Genomic DNA, 17,140 nt, shown 5'->3' with positions numbered 1-17,140 from the left:
AGGAGATCAGCCATGCGGGTATTATTGGTTGAAGATGATGAAATGATCGGCGCAAACCTGCAGCAGGCTTTAGAGGGCGCGGGCTGGTCGGTGGATTGGGTACGCGATGGCGTTTATGCCCATAACGCCTGGAGCGAAGGCGGCTACAGCTGCGTATTGCTGGATCTCGGCTTACCGCGTGATGACGGATTACAGGTGTTGCGCCGGGCACGCGGGCGCGGCGATTCTACGCCGGTGCTGATCCTGACTGCGCGCGATACGGTGGCGCAGCGGATACAGGGGCTCGACAGCGGCGCTGACGATTACCTGCTTAAACCTTTTGATCTGCAGGAAGTGCTGGCGCGGATGCGGGCGATTACCCGACGTCGCCACGGCGCGGCGGATTCGGTGCTGGGCAGCGGCGATGTGCAACTGGATATGATGACGCGCGAAGTGCTCTATAAGGGCCAGCGCGAACAGCTGACCGCGCGCGAATACGCTCTGCTTTATGCCTTACTGGAGCGTCCCGGCGCGATTCTGTCTCGCGAACAGCTGGAGAATCGCATCTACGGCTGGGGCGATGAGGTGAGCAGTAACGCGGTTGATGTGCTGATCCACGGGATGCGCCGCAAGCTGGATAACGACGCGATTCGCAATGTGCGCGGGCTGGGCTGGCGGGTGCCGGCGATATGACACCTTTCCCCTTTATGCGTTCATTACGCAACAAATTACTCAGTACGCTGCTGATTATTCATCTGCTGATGATTGGCGGCGTCACCTGGTATTTCTTCAGCTGCTATGGCGATATGGTTGGCACCATGAAAGACGATCAGCTGTCGAAAATTGCTGATGCCTGGTCGACTAATAAGCAGATGCCGGCATTGATGCCGATGCTCATTCCGCCTGACAAGGCGAAGAGCGATTTTGTGGTGCAGCTGTGGGACAACCAGGGCCGGCTGCGTGCCAGCTCGTGGCCGGAGCTGCACGCGCCGCTGCAAGCCCAGCGCGGTTACCGTGATGTCGATGTGGGACATTGTGATGACTGCGAATGGCGTATCTACACCCGACCGGGTCAGCCTGGCAGTGAGATCAAGACCATTCAGGTGATGCACAACCTCAGCTACATGAAAGCACTGATGGTGAAACGGGCGCTGTCGGCGATCATTCCGTTGATCCTGATGATGCCGCTGTCGCTGCTGGTGATCTGGCTGGTGGTGCGGAAGATCACCCGCGATCTGCAGGTCGCCTCGCGGCAGATCGCGGCGCAGGAGACGCATCATCCGCACAATGTCTCACCGGAAGGCTTGCCGGATGAGATCCTGCCGCTGGTCGCCGCTTATAACTCGTTGCTGAATAAGCTGCGCGAGGCCTGGTCATCCCAGCGGCAGTTCCTGGAGGATGCCGCTCACGAACTGCGTACCCCGGTCACCGCTGTCACGCTGCAGCTGGAGAATCTGCGTCAGCATATTCAGCCGGGCGAGGCCAGCCGGCAGTTCAGTCAGCTCGAAGCGGGCGTGACGCGTACCCGTCATCTGGTGACCCAGTTGCTGAACGTCTCCCGTCAGGAGGATCAAAGCGTGGTGGCCAGCATTGAGCAGATTGAACTGGAAGATCTGCTGAAAGAGAGCATTGAGCAGTTAATGGTGGTGGCGGATAAACGCGGCATCGATATCGGCTTTAACGGCTCGACCCAGTACCGGCTGCAGGCCAGCCGCTCTGAACTGCGTAGCCTGTTCGACAACCTGATTGGTAATGCCATGTTGCACACGCCGGAAGGGAGCCTGGTGGATGTTCTGCTGCATCGGGTCGCAGGCCAGACGGTAGTGGATATCGTCGATAACGGACCGGGTATGCCGGAATCCTTTATTGAACGCGCCTTTGACCGTTTCACCCGTTCACCGGATGTAAAAGCGCAGGGCAGCGGTCTGGGTTTATCGATTGTGCGCAGCGTTGCGCAGAAGCATCAGATTCATGTTGCCCTTTCCAACTGCCTGACGCCACAGGGTGCTATCTGTGGTTTGCAGGTCCGCGTCACTTTTCCCTGATCCCACACGTTTGATCGCGAACCAGACAACGTAAACGGTTGCCTGGTTCCGTTCGATCACCGCCATTATTGTGAAGTGCATCACATTTTCACTGAATTGTAATGCAACACTTTTTGACAAACGTGAGCAAAATCTATTTTCTATCGCTATGTTGCAGGCACGCTACGCGAGCTGAAAACTGGCTGTTATGTCCTGAATAACTCACTCCCCTCCCCGGGATCGACTTCTCTCTGACTGCGCCTGCTGTGCAGCGGTCAAAAGCATGTGGTTAATGATAATGAAATTCAAAACGTTGATAGCAGGTGCCGTACTGGCATGTTCCTGGACGGGTGTTGCGCAAGCCGCTGATAGCGATCCGCAATATCTGTCCGACTGGTGGCATCAGAGCGTAAACGTGGTGGGCAGCTACCACACGCGCTTCGGGCCGCAGTTTAACAACGACGTTTATCTGGAATATGAAGCGTTTGCCAAAAAAGACTGGTTCGATTTCTACGGTTATCTCGATCTGACCAACTTCTTCGGCGCGGGTAACAGCAACGCCAACGGTATCTTTGACCACGGTTCCCCGATGTTTATGGAGATTGAACCGCGCTTCTCCATCGACAAACTGACCGGCACCAGTCTGGCGTTTGGTCCGTTCAAAGAGTGGTATTTCGCCAACAACTACATCTACGACATGGGCCGCAACAGCGACAACCGCCAGAATACCTGGTATATGGGTCTGGGCACCGATATCGATACCCACAGCGATGTAGGCCTGTCACTGAACGTCTATGCCAAATACCAGTGGGAAAACTACGGTGCGGCGAATGAGAACAGCTGGGATGGCTATCGCTTCAAGGTGAAATACTTTGTGCCGATCACCACACTGTGGGGCGGTAACCTTGGCTATGTCGGCTTCACCAACTTTGACTGGGGTTCCGATCTCAACGAGAAAGGCGGTTCGTCGCGCACCAGCAACTCTATCGCCTCCAGCCATATTCTGTCGCTGGGTTACGATCACTGGCACTTCTCAGCCGTGGCGCGTTACTTCCACAATGGCGGTCAGTGGGCGGATGGGCAGGAGCTGAACTTCGGTAACGGTCCGTTTGAAGTGAAATCGACCGGCTGGGGTTACTACCTGGTGGCGGGTTACAACTTCTGATAAGCGGGCGGCTGGCTGCAAGGCTGGCCGTGCTCAGACGACGAATAAAATGGCGCCGCAATGACCGGCGCCGATCCTGCATCCTGCCTTTATTCCTGCGGCTTCACTACGTTAATGCGCCATGGAATGCCGAACTGATCGATAAACATCGCAAATCCATTCGACCAGAACGTCTCCTGCCACGGGGTCGTCACTTTGCCGCCCACTGACAGTTTCTCAAACCAGGTTTTGCCCTGCTCTGCATCCGTGGTGGCGAGACTCACCGCATAGCCAGCATGATCAGAGGCGGGCGGCTTCTGCGTGTTGCCGTCGCTCAGCATCAACTCTCCCTGACCGATACGCAGATGTGCGTGCATGATTTTTTCCGGCGGCTGTGGCGGCGCGGATTGATCGCCAACCTGCTCGCCCTGCTCTGGCATATCGCCAAAGGTCATTTTCTCCAGCAGTTTCCCGCCTGTGGCCTGCAGGTAAAACTCGATTGCCTCTTCACAGCGACCATAGAGAAACAGATATGGACAGACTTGCATCGTCACCTCCGATTGTGGGTTGAACTCACATTTACGCGAATACACCAAGTGTAGACGATGAGAGAACGCTGCCCGTCAGCACTGACAATAACGGCGAAATAACTGCGCCATGTAACTGCTCATCGGCGTCAGTGCAGTGTCCTTACGCTGAATCAGATAAAAGATCGCTTTCGGCAGCGGCTCGTCCAGCGACAGCGACACCAGCGAGCGGCCGAGAATCGGATCGTCGATCACATCCACCGATAAAATACTGATGAAATCGCTTTGCGCCACCAGACTGGTGCAGGCCATAAAGGTTTCGCAGGTCACCACAATTTTCGGTGCCATGCCGCGCTCGTCAAACAGATCGTGCAGTAAACGATAGTAGCTGCCTTTGGGGGTCGGCATGGTCCAGTCCGCCTGCTGTAACTCGGCCAGCGAGCGGGCTTTCTCCAGCGGATGGCCCTTGCGCACCACCACTTTGTACTCGCGCTCCATCATTCGCTCATACATCAGCTCCTGATCGAGATGACTTTGATCGTAGGTATTGATGGTGAAATCGAGCGCGCCCTGCCGCAACTCATGCACCATCGACACCAGTTGCCCTTCGACAATGCGCACCTTCACCAGCGGGTATTCACGATGAAACTGGTTAATCACCTGCGGCATGATGGTGCGCGCCACGCTGCCGCCGACGCCGATGTTCACCTGACCACCGCCCAGCCCCAGCCGCTGCTGGATATCTTCCTGCGCCACCCGCAGCTCTGCCAGCACCAGGCTGGCATGTCGAAAAAAGTTATCACCGATATCGGTTAAGACCACGCCCTGCTGACGGCGGATAAACAATCGCGCGCCGAGTTCACGCTCCAGTTCCTGAATCGATTTGGTTAATGCTGGCTGCGAAAGCCCGGAAAGACGGCTCGCGGCCCGGATACTGCCCTGGCGCGCCACGTCAACAAAGGCGCGCAACTGGTGAAGTTTGAGGTTGGCCGTCATAGATTTTGTGATAACCGTTGTTTATCAGTCACAAGATATTCGCATCTTATGCCGGCTAATACCATTGTGTAGATTCGAGGCAGTGCATAAAAAACCAACAGTAAGGACAGTGCCGATGAACACCCTTTCCGACCTTATCAGCGCCCGGCTGGCGCAGCTCAAAAGCTGGCGCCGGGAGTTCCATCACTATGCAGAATCTGGCTGGCTGGAGTTCCGCACCGCCACCCGGGTAGCCGACGAACTGCATAAGCTGGGTTATCAGTTGCAGCTGGGCCGTGAGGTGATCGATGCCGATGCGCGTATGGGCTTACCCAGCGAGACCGTGCTGAAGCAGCAGGAGGCGCGGGCGCTGCAGCAGGGCGCGTTACCGCAGTGGATCAGCCACTTCTCCGGCGGTTTTTGCGGCATCGTCGCCACGCTGGAGACCGGCCGTCCCGGCCCGGTGATCGGCTTCCGTGTCGATATGGACGCGCTCGATCTCAATGAGAGTCAGGCGGAAGATCACCTGCCACAGCGTGAAGGCTTTGCCTCCTGCAATCCCGGCATGATGCACGCCTGCGGCCACGACGGCCACACCACCATCGGCCTCGGCCTCGCCTCGGTGCTGATGGCGATGAAAGACCAGCTGAGCGGCACGATTAAAATCATTTTCCAGCCCGCCGAAGAGGGCGTGCGCGGTGCCAGAGCGATGGTGGCGGCTGGCGTGGTGGATGATGTTGACCTGTTCACCGCCATTCATCTCGGCACCGGCGTGCCGGCGGGCGAACTGGTGTGCGGCAGCGACAGTTTCCTCGCCACCACCAAACTCGACGTCAATTTTACTGGCGTCGGCGCCCATGCCGGTGGCCGGCCGGAAGAGGGTCGCAATGCCCTGCTGGCGGCGGCTCAGGCAACGCTGGCGCTGCACGGTCTTACCCAGCACAGCGGCGGTGTGGCGCGCGTTAACGTTGGCGTACTGCAGGCCGGTACCGGGCGTAACGTGGTGCCCGACTGTGCGCTGCTGAAAGTCGAAACCCGTGGCGTCACCAATCAGGTTAACGATGACATCTATCAGCAGGCGCTGCGGGTCATCGCTGGCGCGGCGGCGATGTATGGCGTTGAACATCAGGTCACGCTGATGGGCGCCGCCCGCAGCTGCACCCCAACCCAGCCCTGGGTCGATTTTATCCATCAGCAGGCGGAGGCGCTGGGGGTCTTCGATTCGGTGGTTGATCGTAAGGCTCAGGCGGCCGGTTCGGAAGATGCCACTTACATGATGGAGCGGGTGAAACAGCGAGGCGGTCAGGCTTCCTATGCCATTTTCGGCTGCGATCTGGCGGCGGGACACCATAACGCGAAGTTCGACTTTGATGAGCAGGTGATGCCGGTGGCGATCGCGATGCTGGCAACTCTGGCGCTGAATCAGGCGCAGTTTGGCGGTGACCAATGATGGAAGCGTTCATTGCAGAGTATATCGACCGTCATCAGGCGCGCTTCAGCGCCCTGAGTGATGCTATCTGGGATACACCGGAGACCCGCTTTGCCGAGATCCGATCGTCCGCACTGCTGGCCGATGCGCTGGCGGAGGAGGGCTTCACGGTAGAACGCGGCGTGGGCGGCCTGGATACCGCCTTTATCGCCAGCTTCGGCAGCGGTAAACCGGTGATTGCCATTCTTGGCGAGTTTGATGCGCTGGCGGGCCTGAGCCAGCAGGCGGGATGCGCCCGCCCCCAACCGCTGGAAGCCAACGGCAATGGTCACGGCTGCGGCCATAACCTGCTCGGTACCGCAGGCGTGGCGGCGGCCAGTGCGGTAAAAGCCTGGATGCAGCAACATCATACCGGCGGAACGGTGCGCTTTTACGGCTGTCCCGGTGAAGAAGGTGGCTCCGGCAAAACCTTTATGGTGCGCGAAGGGCTGTTTGACGATGTCGATGCTGCGGTAACCTGGCATCCCGAAGGCTTCAGCGGGATGTTTAATCTGCGCACCCTCGCCAATATCCAGGCGGCGTTCAGCTTCAAAGGGATCGCGGCACATGCCGCTAACTCACCGCACCTCGGTCGCAGCGCACTGGATGCGGTTACCCTGATGAACACCGGGGCCAACTTTCTGCGTGAACACATCGTACAGGAAGCGCGGCTGCACTATGCAGTCACTAACAGCGGCGGCGTCTCGCCGAATGTGGTGCAGGCTGATGCGGAAGTACTCTACCTGATCCGCGCGCCGGAACTGCAGCAGGCGCAGGATATTTACCAGCGGGTGATCAATATCGCCCGCGGCGCGGCGCTGATGACCGACACCACTCTGACGGTGCGTTTTGACAAAGCCTGCTCTGACTACGTGCCCAATCGCGCGCTGGAAGCGGTGATGGAGCGTTATTTGCATCAGTTTGGTCTGCCCGACTACAGCGACGAGGAGCGGGCATTCGCGGCAGAGATACGTGCCACCCTGACCGACGACGATCTGCGCAATGCGCGGCTCAACGCAGCCCGAACCGGCGGCGAAGCAGGCCAGGCCTGGGTTGAGCAGCTGGGTGACAGGCTGTTTATGGATCAGGTCGCGCCCTATGCAGTGACCCGCGAGCTGCTGTATGGCTCCACGGATGTCGGGGATGTCAGCTGGGTGACGCCGACCGCCCAGTGCTTTGCACCCTGCTTCACCTTCGGTACGCCACTGCATACCTGGCAGCTGGTGGCGCAGGGTCGCACCAGCATCGGGCATAAGGGGATGTTTCTGGCGGGCAAAGTGATGGCCGCCACCGTCGTTACGCTGTTGCAGGATCCGGCGGCGCTGGCCCGCTGTCAGGCAGAGTTCGACCGGGTTCGCGCCTCACAGCCCTATCACTGCCCGATCCCGGCGGGGATCACACCCACAAAACTGGCCGAATGAGCCAACGGCCGCGTCACCGGCGCGGACCGCTATAAAAAATATTATTGCAAACACCTTCCCGGATTCCGCTGTGCCGTTTGTAACCTATCGCCGGACGTCTCACTCAGCGACCGGCGACAGCGAACGCGACCACGGATGACGGGACACAAGACGAGACCAGAAACTATGGAAGCAACATCAGAGAACCGCAGCCCCGGGCGAATTTTTAGCTGGGTTGAGCGGGTGGGAAATAAAGTTCCTAATCCGTTTTTACTGTTTGTCTATTTGATTGTGGTGCTGATGGTCGCCACTGCCATTATCAGTGCGCTGGATCTGGCGGTTAAAAACCCCAGCAACGGTGAAATAGTGCGGGTGAATAACCTGCTGAGCGTCGCCGGTATTCAGTGGATCCTGCCCAACATCATTAAAAACTTCAGCAGCTTTACCCCGCTGGGATCGATTCTGGCGCTGGTGATTGGTGCCGGTCTGGCGGAAAAAGTGGGCTTATTGCAGTCGCTGATGGTGAAGATGGCGTCGCGCGTCAACCGTCGCTACGCCAGTTACATGGTGCTGTTTATCGCCTTTTTCAGTCATATCTCTTCCGACGCGGCGCTGGTGGTGATGCCGCCGCTGGGCGCGCTGATCTTCCTGGCGGTCGGCCGTCATCCGGTGGCGGGATTGCTGGCGGCGATTGCCGGTGTCGCATCGGGCTTTACCGCCAATCTACTGATCGTGACCACCGACGTGCTGCTTTCCGGCATCAGTACCGAAGCGGCCAAAGCGGTCAGCGACACGGTGCATGTCAGCGTCATCGATAACTGGTTTTTTATGGCGACCTCGGTGATTGTACTGACCTTTGTCGGGGCGCTGCTGACCGATAAATTTGTTGAGCCGCGCCTGCCGCAGTGGCAGGGCAGCGGTGAAAAGCTGGCCGCCCTTACGCCGCTGGAGAACCGTGGCCTGCGGGCCGCCGGGATTGCTGCGCTGCTGTTCATCGCTCTGATGGCGCTGCTGGTGGTACCGGAGAATGCGCCGCTGCGTAATCCCACCAGCGGGGCCATTATTCCCTCGCCGTTTATTCAGGGTATCGTGCCGATCATCATCCTGTTTTTCTTTGTGGTGGCGATTGCCTATGGCGTGGTGACCCGTCAGATCCGCCGTCCGGACGATATTCCCCAGTTGCTGGTCGATCCGATGAAGGGGATGGCAGGCTTTATCGTGATGGTGTTTCCGCTGTCGCAGTTCGTGGCGTTCTTTAACTGGAGCAACATGGGCAAGTTTATGGCGATCGGCCTGACCGACGTGCTGGAAAGCGCAGGCATCAGCGGTGCGCCCGCCTTTCTCGGGCTGATGTTCCTGTCGGCGTTTCTCTGCATGTTTATCGCCAGCGGCTCGGCGATCTGGTCAATTCTGGCACCGGTATTTGTGCCGATGTTTATGCTGCTCGGCTTTCATCCCGCCTTTGCGCAGATGATTTTCCGTATTGCCGATTCAGCGGTGCTGCCGCTGGCGCCGATGTCGCCGTTCCTGCCGCTGTTCCTCGCCTTTTTGCAGCGATACCAGAAAGATGCGCAGCTCGGCACCTACTATGTGCTGATCTTCCCCTATCCGCTGGTGTTCTTTATCAGCTGGATTGCGCTGCTGGTAGTGTGGTACTGGCTGGGACTGCCGATCGGACCGGGCATCTATCCGCATCTGCCGTAATGCATAACGCCACCGATGGAGGCTTCATCGGTGGCGCGTATTAGATTTTCTGTGGCACCAGTACTCTTTGAACGGCTCCGCCTGTCTTTTAACAGCGCTTCAGTGCGCCGCCAGTTCCTGAAAAAATTCCGGGTTTGCCTGAATAGCCGCCAGCACCTTCGCTGCCAGTCCGGTCGGATAACGGCGTCCGGTTTCCCAGCTCTTTATGGTATCAAGGCTGGTTCCCAGTGCCGCCGCCATCTCGCTCTGTGAGACGTTCAGCTGTGCCCTGATAGCCTTCACATCAGCCAGCGTGTGGCGGGTAACGCGGGCGGGCTCTCTGATACCGTTTTTGATCTCTACGGCTTCTTCCAGCGATGCTTTCAGCTCGTCAAAAAAACTCATCGTTCACCTCATTTTTCAGTCGTTGTGTCAGCTTCTTCAGCTCGGCTTTTTCCGCGTCAGTGAGACTGTCTTTGATGCTCTTCGGGTAAGCCATCACCAGGTAAATCACCTCAGCGGTGGCCAGAAAGTAAATCACCCTCGCGCTGCCGCTTTTCCCCTGATGACCCGTCGCCATCCTGATTTTACGCAGCCCGCCGGTTTTCTGGATGAGATCACCTTTATCTGGTGACGCAATAAGCACCTTCTGAAGCTCCCGGAGTTCTTCATCCGTAGCAATCTGATTGATTTGCCGGGTAAACATCGGGGTCTCGATAAATTCAATCGCCTGACTCATCCTGTACTCCTCTCTTCCATGAGGAGTACATAGTACACCATAATTAGTGCCGGAAAAATAGGCAACAAAAAGTAGCTGGGAGCGCGTATCTCTTTTTTGCAGCCGGACGGGTCATGTTACAGCGTTACCAGAAAGAGATATCGCCGGAACTTACCGCATGCCGATCGTACCCTGGCCGCATCTGCCGTAAGGCACAACGCCACGGACGGCGAAAAGTGCAACGTACGTTGCTAAAAACTCACCAACATGCCTCTCGGCAACCGCCGGCGAATTGATTATTCTGCTATTTCTTCGCGTGCTAAGGGTTAACTATTTTAATAAACATCTGCCCTGCGATTCCTGCAAACACTGCCCGAGGTCTGCCCTGACATGACAACCACTGTTACCACCGGGATCACGCCGATGCCTGCCGCATCGGCCTCCCGTTCCAGCTTAGCTGGCCGTATTGATGCACTGCCCTCGTCCGCCGGATTATGGCGCTTTATCACCCTGCTGGCGCTGGGCGGATTTTTCGAACTCTACGATCTGTTTGAAACCGGCTATATCAGCTCCGGCCTGCTGGCGGCCGGACTGTTTCATACCGGCGGCGCTGGCGTGTTCGGATTCTCCGATCAGGCAGCGTTTGCTTCTGCCACCTTTCTCGGTCTGTTTATCGGTGCCAGCCTGCTGGCTCCTTACGCTGACCGTTTTGGCCGCCGTCTGACTTTTATGTGCGCGCTGTTGTGGTACGGCCTGTTTTCACTGCTGATGGCGTTTCAGCAGAGCGCAGAGATGATTATCCTGTTCCGCCTGCTGGTGGGTATCGGCCTTGGGGTCGAGCTGGTCACCATCGACACCTATCTGTCAGAGTGGGTGCCCAGTCATCTGCGCAGCCGGGCGTTCGCCTTCGCCTTTTTCGTGCAGTTTCTGTCGGTGCCGGCTGTGGCGCTGATGTCCTGGTGGCTGGTGCCACAAACGCTGCTCAGCCTCGAAGGCTGGCGCTGGGTGGTGATCGCCGGTGCGGTCTGTTCACTGGTGATCTGGCTGATCCGCAAAAACCTGCCGGAATCGGCGCGCTGGCTGGCGCAACAGGGCCGTCATCAGCAGGCACACCAGGTGCTTTCTACCATGGAGCAACGCTGCGGCCTGACGCCCGGTGCGCCCTTTCCGCCCGATGACGCCGCCGCACAGCTGCCAAAGCAGGGGCGTTTCCGTGAAATCTGGTCACCCGCCTGGCGCCAGCGCACCCTGATGCTGGTGGTGATGAACTTCTTCCAGGCGATCGGCTTTTTTGGTTTTGGTAACTGGCTGCCTGCGCTGCTGTCGGGCAGCGGCACCACGGTGACCCACAGTCTGCTGTACGCCTTTTTTATCACCCTGGCCTATCCGCTCGGTTCGCTGATCTCCAGCCGCTACGCGGATAAGCTGGAGAATAAATGGCAGATCGTGTTGTCGTCGCTGATGACCGTGGTGTTCGGCACGCTGTTCGCCTTCCAGACCCAGCCGCTGATGCTGATCGCCTGTGGTTTTCTGATCACCTGGTCCAACGCCTGGCTGACCTTCAGCTATCACGCCTATCAGACCGAGATCTTCCCGACCCACATTCGCGCCCGTGCTGTTGGCTTCTGCTATTCATTCAGCCGTCTCTCTACCGTATTCAGCAGTATTCTGATCGGCGTGATTTTGCAGTACGCCGGTACCCCTGGCGTGATCGCCTTTATCGTACTGAGTATGTTGATTGTGATGCTGTCGGTGGGCGTGTACGGACCGAAGACCCGCGGCATTGATCTGGAGAATATTTAGCGGAAAAGAAGCGGCCGGTACTTCAGGGTACCGGCCCGCTTTATTGCAGTTTACTTGCCTTCCAGTACCCGGATATCGGCACTGCCCAGGCGATCTTTCTCATCTTTACGCAGCTCTGCGACCTGCTTTGCGCTGACCGGTTCAGACGCCTTGTTGCCCCAGCTGTTCCGCACGAAGTTCACCACGTCAGCAACCTGCTGATCGTCGAGCCGCCAGCCGAACGCCGGCATGGTAATGGTCGACGGTGCGCCCTTCACGCCAGGCAGTTGTCCACCCACCAGCACGATATGGATCAGCGAGGTCGGATCATCGGCCTGCACCACCGGATTGCCACGTAGCGCCGGGAAGAAGCGCTGATAGCCGCTGCCGTCGGTTTTATGACAGGCGGCGCAGCTGTCGACATAGACCGACGCGCCGGTTGCGCTGTCGTCGCCTTTCCACAGCGCTTTGGCGGTAGCGTCATCAACGCTGAAGACGGTCTGGTGTGGATCTTTCGCGCCCAGCGACTTCAGATAGCGCGCAATGGCGGTGATATCCGCGTCACTCAGATGCTGCAGGCTGTGCTCAACCACCTCGGTCATACCACCAAAGGCGGCGGTCTGATCGTTACGGCCATAGCGCAGGAACTGGCGCAAATCCTCCTCACTCCAGCGGCCCAGGCCGTCGCGGTTATCGCCACGCAGGTTGCTGGCGGTCCAGCCATCAATCGGCGCGCTGCTGCCGGCCAGATAGTCACTGCCTTCCTCGTTGGTCAGCGCCTTCTCCTGCATGGTGATGCTGCGCGGCGTGTGGCAGGCGCCACAGTGGCCCAGACCTTCCACCAGGTAACGACCCCGCGCCAGCACCGGATCTTCCTGTTCCGCGGGCTGGAACGCCTTCACTTCCGGCGCAAATACCGTACGCCAGATCGCCAGCGGCCAGCGCATCGACAGCGGCCACGGAATGTCGCTCTCTTTATTCGGCTGCTTCACCGCCGCCACGCCGTGCATGAAGTAGGCATACAGCGCCTTCATGTCTTCATCGCTGACCACCGCGTAAGAGGGAAACGGCATCGCCGGATAGAGCGTATCGCCATTTTTCGCCACGCCGTGACGTACCGCCTTCTGGAAGTCGTCGTAGCTGTAGTCGCCAATGCCGGTCGCCGCATCGGGCGTGATATTGGTGGAGTAGATAGTGCCAATCGGCGTCGCCATCGGCAGGCCGCCCGCAAACGCCGCGCCGTCTTTCGCAGTGTGACAGGCCACACAGTCACCGGCTCGCGCCAGATACTCGCCCCGCTTCACCAGCTCGTCCTGGTTGTCATCCGCCAGTGCGGCGAAGGTCAGGGTGCCCAGAATCAGGGCCAGAATGCCATTTTTCATCGCCATGTTCCTTATGCCTGCACCAGTGGACCTGGGTTTTTCAGGTACTGCTCACGAATCGCTCTGGCTGACCAGTAAGTCAGCGCTGCCACCATACCGGTCGGGTTGTAGCCCAGTCCCTGCGGGAACGCGGAAGCCCCTGGCACGAACACATTTGGCACATCCCAGCTTTGCAGGTAGCGGTTGACCGCACTGGTTTTCGGGTCCTCGCCCATGATCGCGCCACCGCTGATGTGGGTGGTCTGATAGACGGTAGTGTCGAAATGGGCACCTGGCTTTTTCGCGCCGCCAATGATCATTTTCGGGTTCATCGCTTCGGCGATTTTATGCATCTTGCCGACCATGAACTGCGCCATTTTGATGTCGTTCTCCTGCCAGTCAAAGGTCATGCGCAGCAGCGGCTGGCCATAGGCATCTTTGTAGTTCGGATCGAGATCAAGGTAGTTCGCGCGATAGGACTGGTGCGCACCGTGGGCATCCATCGACAGGTGATGGGTGTAGGTATCTGCCACCGCGGCTTTCCACTGGCTGCCCCAGCCCGGCGTACCCGTTGGCACCGGCAGGCCGGAGACCGGTTTGGTGCCCGCCTGGTTGACCCAGAATGGCGAACCGCCGACAAAGCCATGCGGACCGTGATCGAAGTTATCGGCGTTGAAATCATCAATGCCGACGCCCGCGCCACCCGCACCGATAAACGGATTAGTGGTGGTGTTTTTGTCGAACAGCGCTTTCAGCGTCGAGAGGTTCTGATAGGCGAAGTTACGGCCGACGGTACCTTCGTTGGTGATCGGGTTGTAAGGCTTGCCGATACCCGACAGCAGCATCAGATGCACATTGTGGAACTGGAAGGCGGAGAGGATCACCAGATCTGCCGGCTGCACCTGCTCGCGACCCTGGCCATCAACATAGGTCACGCCGGTGGCGCGCTTTTTGTCGTCGGTGAGGTTAACGCGCAGCACATAGGCATTGTTGCGCAGCTCAAACTTCGGTTCCTGGCGCAGCGCGGGCAGAATATTGACGTTCGGCGAGGCTTTGGAATACATGTAGCAGGCATAGCCACTGCAAAAACCGCAGAAGTTGCACGGGCCCATCTGCGCGCCATACGGATTGGTGTAAGGGCCGGAGGTGTTCGCCGACGGCAGATCGTAAGGGTGATAGCCCACTGATTCCGCCGCCTGAGCGAACAGCTGCGCCGAATACGTGCGCTTCTGCGCGGGCAGCGGGAAATTATCTGAGCGATCGGGCGCAAACGGGTTACCGCCCTTCTCTTTCCCCACCACTTTACCTTTGATGCTCCAGGCGCTGCCTGAAGTACCAAACACCTTTTCCGCCTTGTCGAAGAACGGCTCCAGTTCGTCGTAGCTGACGCCGAAGTCCTGAATCGTCATGCCTTCCGGAATGAAGTTCTTGCCGTAGCGCTCTTCGTAATGGCTGCGCATCTGCAGTTCAATCGGATCGACGCGGAAATGGACGCCGGACCAGTGCAGGCCCGCACCGCCGGTGCCGGTACCCGGCAGAAACGCCGCCAGCTGGCGATAAGGGACCGCGGTCTGCGAAGCATCATGTCGGATAGTGACGGTGCTCTTAGAGAGGTCCTGGAACAGTTTTTTGCGAACGTTATAGGTCAGCTCGTCAATTGACTGCGGATAAGCGCCGTCAGGATAGGTATCGCGATGCGGTCCGCGCTCCAGCGCCAGCACGTTGAGGCCCGCCTCGGTCAGCTCTTTCGCCATGATCGCGCCTGCCCAGCCGAAGCCGACAATTACCGCATCCACTTTTTTCATTTCGTTTGCCATGCTTACGCTCTCTCCCCGCGAATCGACACTGACGGGAACGGATAACGTTCACCGCGCTCTACCCAGTCCATAAAGTCGGCGCGTGCGCCAGGGAAGTTGATCAGTTTCCAGCCCACCATCCCCTGATTGCCGCCGTGGATGGGATCGCTGAAGAAGCCTTCGCGGGTGTTTTGCAGCAGAAACGCAAAGAAGGTGTTGGCCGGTAACTGGCTGAATTGCGCGCTGCCGCTTTCCATCGCCTGCAGTAAGGCATCCTGCTGCTCGCCGCTGAGCTGTGCGAACACCTTGCCGTGCTGCTGTTGGCTGTAGCGATCGGCGTCAGCAATGCCGAGGCGATAGATCTGCTGCGGTACCAGCGGCAGCTGGTAGCCCAGCTCTTTGGGCAGGTCGGGATTAAACGGTCCCTGCATATACCAGTTGGAGCCGGTGGCGTACGGGGTGTTCATCTGACGATCGATAAACTCAGGTACGCCAGCCTCCAGCGCGCCAGGACCGCGTTCATCGTTTGGGATCAGACGCGCAACGGCAGCGGTGATAAACGCAAACTCTTCGGCGGTGAACCAGGCTGGCTGGTAGTCCCGTGCCTGTTGCGGCGCGACCGGGGTCTCAGCCGCCTGTGCCGCCAGCGGCAGCGACAGTGCGCCCATCGCCGTGGTGCCTACCGCCATTGCTGGCGCCAGGGTAATAGTCTTCAGCAAAAAATCCCTGCGTGAATGACCCTTTTTTTGTTCTGACATGACATTGCCTCATTCCCGCCGTTTAAGCGGTATGAAAGGATAAATGGTTGCGTTGTTATGGTTTTTATTAGCGGATTAAGGGTTACAGCTTCATTGTTACCGGTAACAGTGGGCGCTAGTGTAACACTGCTATCGAGAAAGATTTAGGTCTCCGAAACAAAACCGCACAATTTCATTAACATCCATCTCCTTACTGAAATGAGCAGAAACAACAGACTGCAGACATCAGGCAGGCAAAACGTTATAACAGGCAACACACAACAGCGGAGTGCCTATGTTTAAGTCTTTTTTTCCGCGGCCAGCGCTGTTTTTCAGCTCAGCGGCCATCTGGAGTTTGTTAGCGATTTTTGCCTGGTTTGGCTTTGCCGCGCATTTGCCTGGTATGTGGCCGACGTTAGAAGCTGCAATGAAACAGCCATTGCCGACCACTGCCACGCGGTTTATCGCCGCCAGCCAGCTGTGGTTTTATCTTTATTACTGGGTAATGGTGACCCTTTTTGCCCTCGCCTGGCGGCTGATTGATAATCATCCGTGGCAGCGCTGGTCGGTGTGGGGCTCGGCGCTGATTATCTTTGTCACCTGGTTTGGCGTGCAGGTCGGCGTAGCGGTCAACGCCTGGTATGGTCCATTTTATGATCTGATTCAGAAAGCGCTGACCAAGGCGGGTTCGGTGCAAATTGCCGAGTTTTATCATGAAGTTCGGGCATTTCTCGGCATTGCGCTGATTGCTGTGGTGATTGGGGTGCTCAACTCCTTCTTTGTCAGCCACTGGGTTTTCCGCTGGCGTACCGCCATGAACAATTACTACATGCACAACTGGCAGCGGTTGCGTCACGTTGAAGGGGCCGCCCAGCGTGTGCAGGAAGACACTATGCGGTTCGCCTCCACGCTGGAGGACTGGGGTGTCAGCTTTATTCAGGCGATCATGACGCTGGTGGCCTTTTTACCGGTGCTGGTGGCGCTGTCACACCATGTCAAAGATATACCGTTCCTCGGTAACATTCCTTATGCGCTGGTGATTGCGGCGGTGTTGTGGTCGGTGTTTGGTACCGGATTACTGGCAATCGTCGGGATTAAATTACCCGGACTGGAGTTTCGTAATCAGCGGGTGGAGGCGGCTTACCGTAAAGAGCTGGTGTATGGTGAAGATAATGCTGACCGTGCCCGGCCACAGACGGTGCAGGAGCTGTTCAGCCGGGTACGGGTTAACTACTTCCGTCTCTACTTCCACTACCTTTACTTCAATATCACCCGCATCCTTTACCTGCAGGTCGATAATGTGTTTGGTCTGTTTCTGCTGTTTCCATCGATTGTGGCGGGCACCATCACGCTGGGCCTGCTGAACCAGATCACCAACGTGTTTGACCAGGTACGCGGCTCATTCCAGTACCTGATCGCTTCATGGTCAACGCTGGTTGAACTGATGTCGATCTACAAGCGTCTGCGCAGTTTTGAGCAGATTCTGGATGATATCCCGCACGATGAGATGATGCGCGAAGCGTCAGAAGAGGTCTGATCGATTAAG

The 17,140-nt window shown here is 57.8% G+C and carries 15 protein-coding genes; 8 read left to right on the top strand and 7 right to left on the bottom strand.

Features of this window, described 5'->3' with window-relative positions; genetic code table 11:
• The first annotated feature begins 12 nt into the window (after nucleotides 1-12).
• From HA41_RS19935 to HA41_RS19925, 3 genes are all read left to right on the top strand, one after another.
• Nucleotides 13-672, top strand: coding sequence for a response regulator (locus HA41_RS19935; protein WP_094122195.1), 660 nt, complete (start codon nucleotides 13-15; stop codon nucleotides 670-672).
• Nucleotides 669-2,024, top strand: coding sequence for a sensor histidine kinase (locus tag HA41_RS19930; RefSeq protein WP_094122194.1), 1,356 nt, complete (start codon nucleotides 669-671; stop codon nucleotides 2,022-2,024). Before HA41_RS19935 ends, HA41_RS19930 begins: the two co-directional genes overlap by 4 nt.
• Before the next feature lie 277 nt (nucleotides 2,025-2,301).
• On the top strand, nucleotides 2,302-3,168 hold the full coding sequence (locus HA41_RS19925) for a nucleoside-specific channel-forming protein Tsx (RefSeq protein WP_094122298.1): 867 nt from the start codon (nucleotides 2,302-2,304) through the stop codon (nucleotides 3,166-3,168).
• A gap of 89 nt (nucleotides 3,169-3,257) precedes the next feature.
• Here HA41_RS19925 and yjdN read toward each other — a convergent pair whose 3' ends face one another.
• A complete protein-coding gene (yjdN, locus tag HA41_RS19920; protein ID WP_094122193.1) occupies nucleotides 3,258-3,695 on the bottom strand; it encodes a VOC family metalloprotein YjdN in 438 nt (145 codons plus the stop codon).
• A 75-nt stretch (nucleotides 3,696-3,770) separates the two neighbouring features.
• The gene (locus HA41_RS19915) at nucleotides 3,771-4,670 is read right to left on the bottom strand and encodes a LysR family transcriptional regulator (protein ID WP_094122192.1); all 900 of its coding nucleotides are present in this window, start codon (nucleotides 4,668-4,670) and stop codon (nucleotides 3,771-3,773) included.
• A gap of 115 nt (nucleotides 4,671-4,785) precedes the next feature.
• Here HA41_RS19915 and HA41_RS19910 point away from each other — a divergent pair, with 115 nt between their 5' ends.
• The 3 genes from HA41_RS19910 to abgT all read left to right on the top strand — a co-directional run bounded on the left by HA41_RS19910 (nucleotide 4,786) and on the right by abgT (nucleotide 9,221).
• Complete coding sequence (locus tag HA41_RS19910) at nucleotides 4,786-6,099, top strand: amidohydrolase (protein ID WP_094122191.1); 1,314 nt, start codon at nucleotides 4,786-4,788, stop codon at nucleotides 6,097-6,099.
• Complete coding sequence (locus tag HA41_RS19905; protein WP_094122190.1) at nucleotides 6,096-7,538, top strand: M20 family metallopeptidase; 1,443 nt, start codon at nucleotides 6,096-6,098, stop codon at nucleotides 7,536-7,538. The genes HA41_RS19910 and HA41_RS19905 overlap by 4 nt, the downstream gene beginning before the upstream one ends.
• A 165-nt stretch (nucleotides 7,539-7,703) precedes the next feature.
• Nucleotides 7,704-9,221 (top strand): p-aminobenzoyl-glutamate transporter, encoded by a 1,518-nt coding sequence (abgT, locus tag HA41_RS19900; RefSeq protein ID WP_094122189.1) that lies wholly within the window; start codon nucleotides 7,704-7,706, stop codon nucleotides 9,219-9,221.
• Between the two features lie 99 nt (nucleotides 9,222-9,320).
• On the opposite strand, the gene nadS is transcribed toward abgT, so the two are convergent.
• Both nadS and HA41_RS19890 read right to left on the bottom strand, forming a co-directional pair.
• Nucleotides 9,321-9,605 (bottom strand): NadS family protein, encoded by a 285-nt coding sequence (gene nadS / locus HA41_RS19895; protein ID WP_094122188.1) that lies wholly within the window; start codon nucleotides 9,603-9,605, stop codon nucleotides 9,321-9,323.
• Nucleotides 9,592-9,939 carry a type II toxin-antitoxin system RelE/ParE family toxin gene (locus tag HA41_RS19890; RefSeq protein WP_094122187.1) on the bottom strand — a complete coding sequence of 116 codons (348 nt, stop codon included), beginning with the start codon at nucleotides 9,937-9,939 and terminating at the stop codon, nucleotides 9,592-9,594. The genes nadS and HA41_RS19890 overlap by 14 nt, the downstream gene beginning before the upstream one ends.
• Nucleotides 9,940-10,308: 369 nt before the next feature.
• Between HA41_RS19890 and HA41_RS19885 the strand changes: the two genes are divergently transcribed.
• Complete coding sequence (locus HA41_RS19885; RefSeq protein WP_094122186.1) at nucleotides 10,309-11,721, top strand: MFS transporter; 1,413 nt, start codon at nucleotides 10,309-10,311, stop codon at nucleotides 11,719-11,721.
• Nucleotides 11,722-11,771: 50 nt separating this feature from the next.
• Here HA41_RS19885 and HA41_RS19880 read toward each other — a convergent pair whose 3' ends face one another.
• From HA41_RS19880 to HA41_RS19870, 3 genes are read right to left on the bottom strand one after another with little or no spacing between them, the layout of a single operon-like run.
• Complete coding sequence (locus HA41_RS19880; RefSeq protein ID WP_094122185.1) at nucleotides 11,772-13,082, bottom strand: c-type cytochrome; 1,311 nt, start codon at nucleotides 13,080-13,082, stop codon at nucleotides 11,772-11,774.
• 11 nt (nucleotides 13,083-13,093) lie between these two features.
• Nucleotides 13,094-14,878: a GMC family oxidoreductase gene (locus tag HA41_RS19875; RefSeq protein ID WP_094122184.1), complete on the bottom strand. Its 1,785-nt coding sequence runs from the start codon at nucleotides 14,876-14,878 to the stop codon at nucleotides 13,094-13,096.
• Nucleotides 14,879-14,880: 2 nt separating this feature from the next.
• Nucleotides 14,881-15,615: a gluconate 2-dehydrogenase subunit 3 family protein gene (locus tag HA41_RS19870; protein WP_094122183.1), complete on the bottom strand. Its 735-nt coding sequence runs from the start codon at nucleotides 15,613-15,615 to the stop codon at nucleotides 14,881-14,883.
• Between the two features lie 274 nt (nucleotides 15,616-15,889).
• On the opposite strand from HA41_RS19870, the gene sbmA reads away from it, so the two are divergent.
• Nucleotides 15,890-17,131 (top strand): peptide antibiotic transporter SbmA, encoded by a 1,242-nt coding sequence (sbmA, locus tag HA41_RS19865; protein WP_094122182.1) that lies wholly within the window; start codon nucleotides 15,890-15,892, stop codon nucleotides 17,129-17,131.
• The last annotated feature ends 9 nt before the right edge of the window (nucleotides 17,132-17,140 follow it).

This window comes from Pantoea conspicua, from assembly GCF_002095315.1.
Lineage (GTDB): Bacteria > Pseudomonadota > Gammaproteobacteria > Enterobacterales > Enterobacteriaceae > Pantoea > Pantoea conspicua.
Note: the sequence above shows the minus strand (reverse complement) of the source record. Positions and strands in the feature narration are given on the sequence as shown.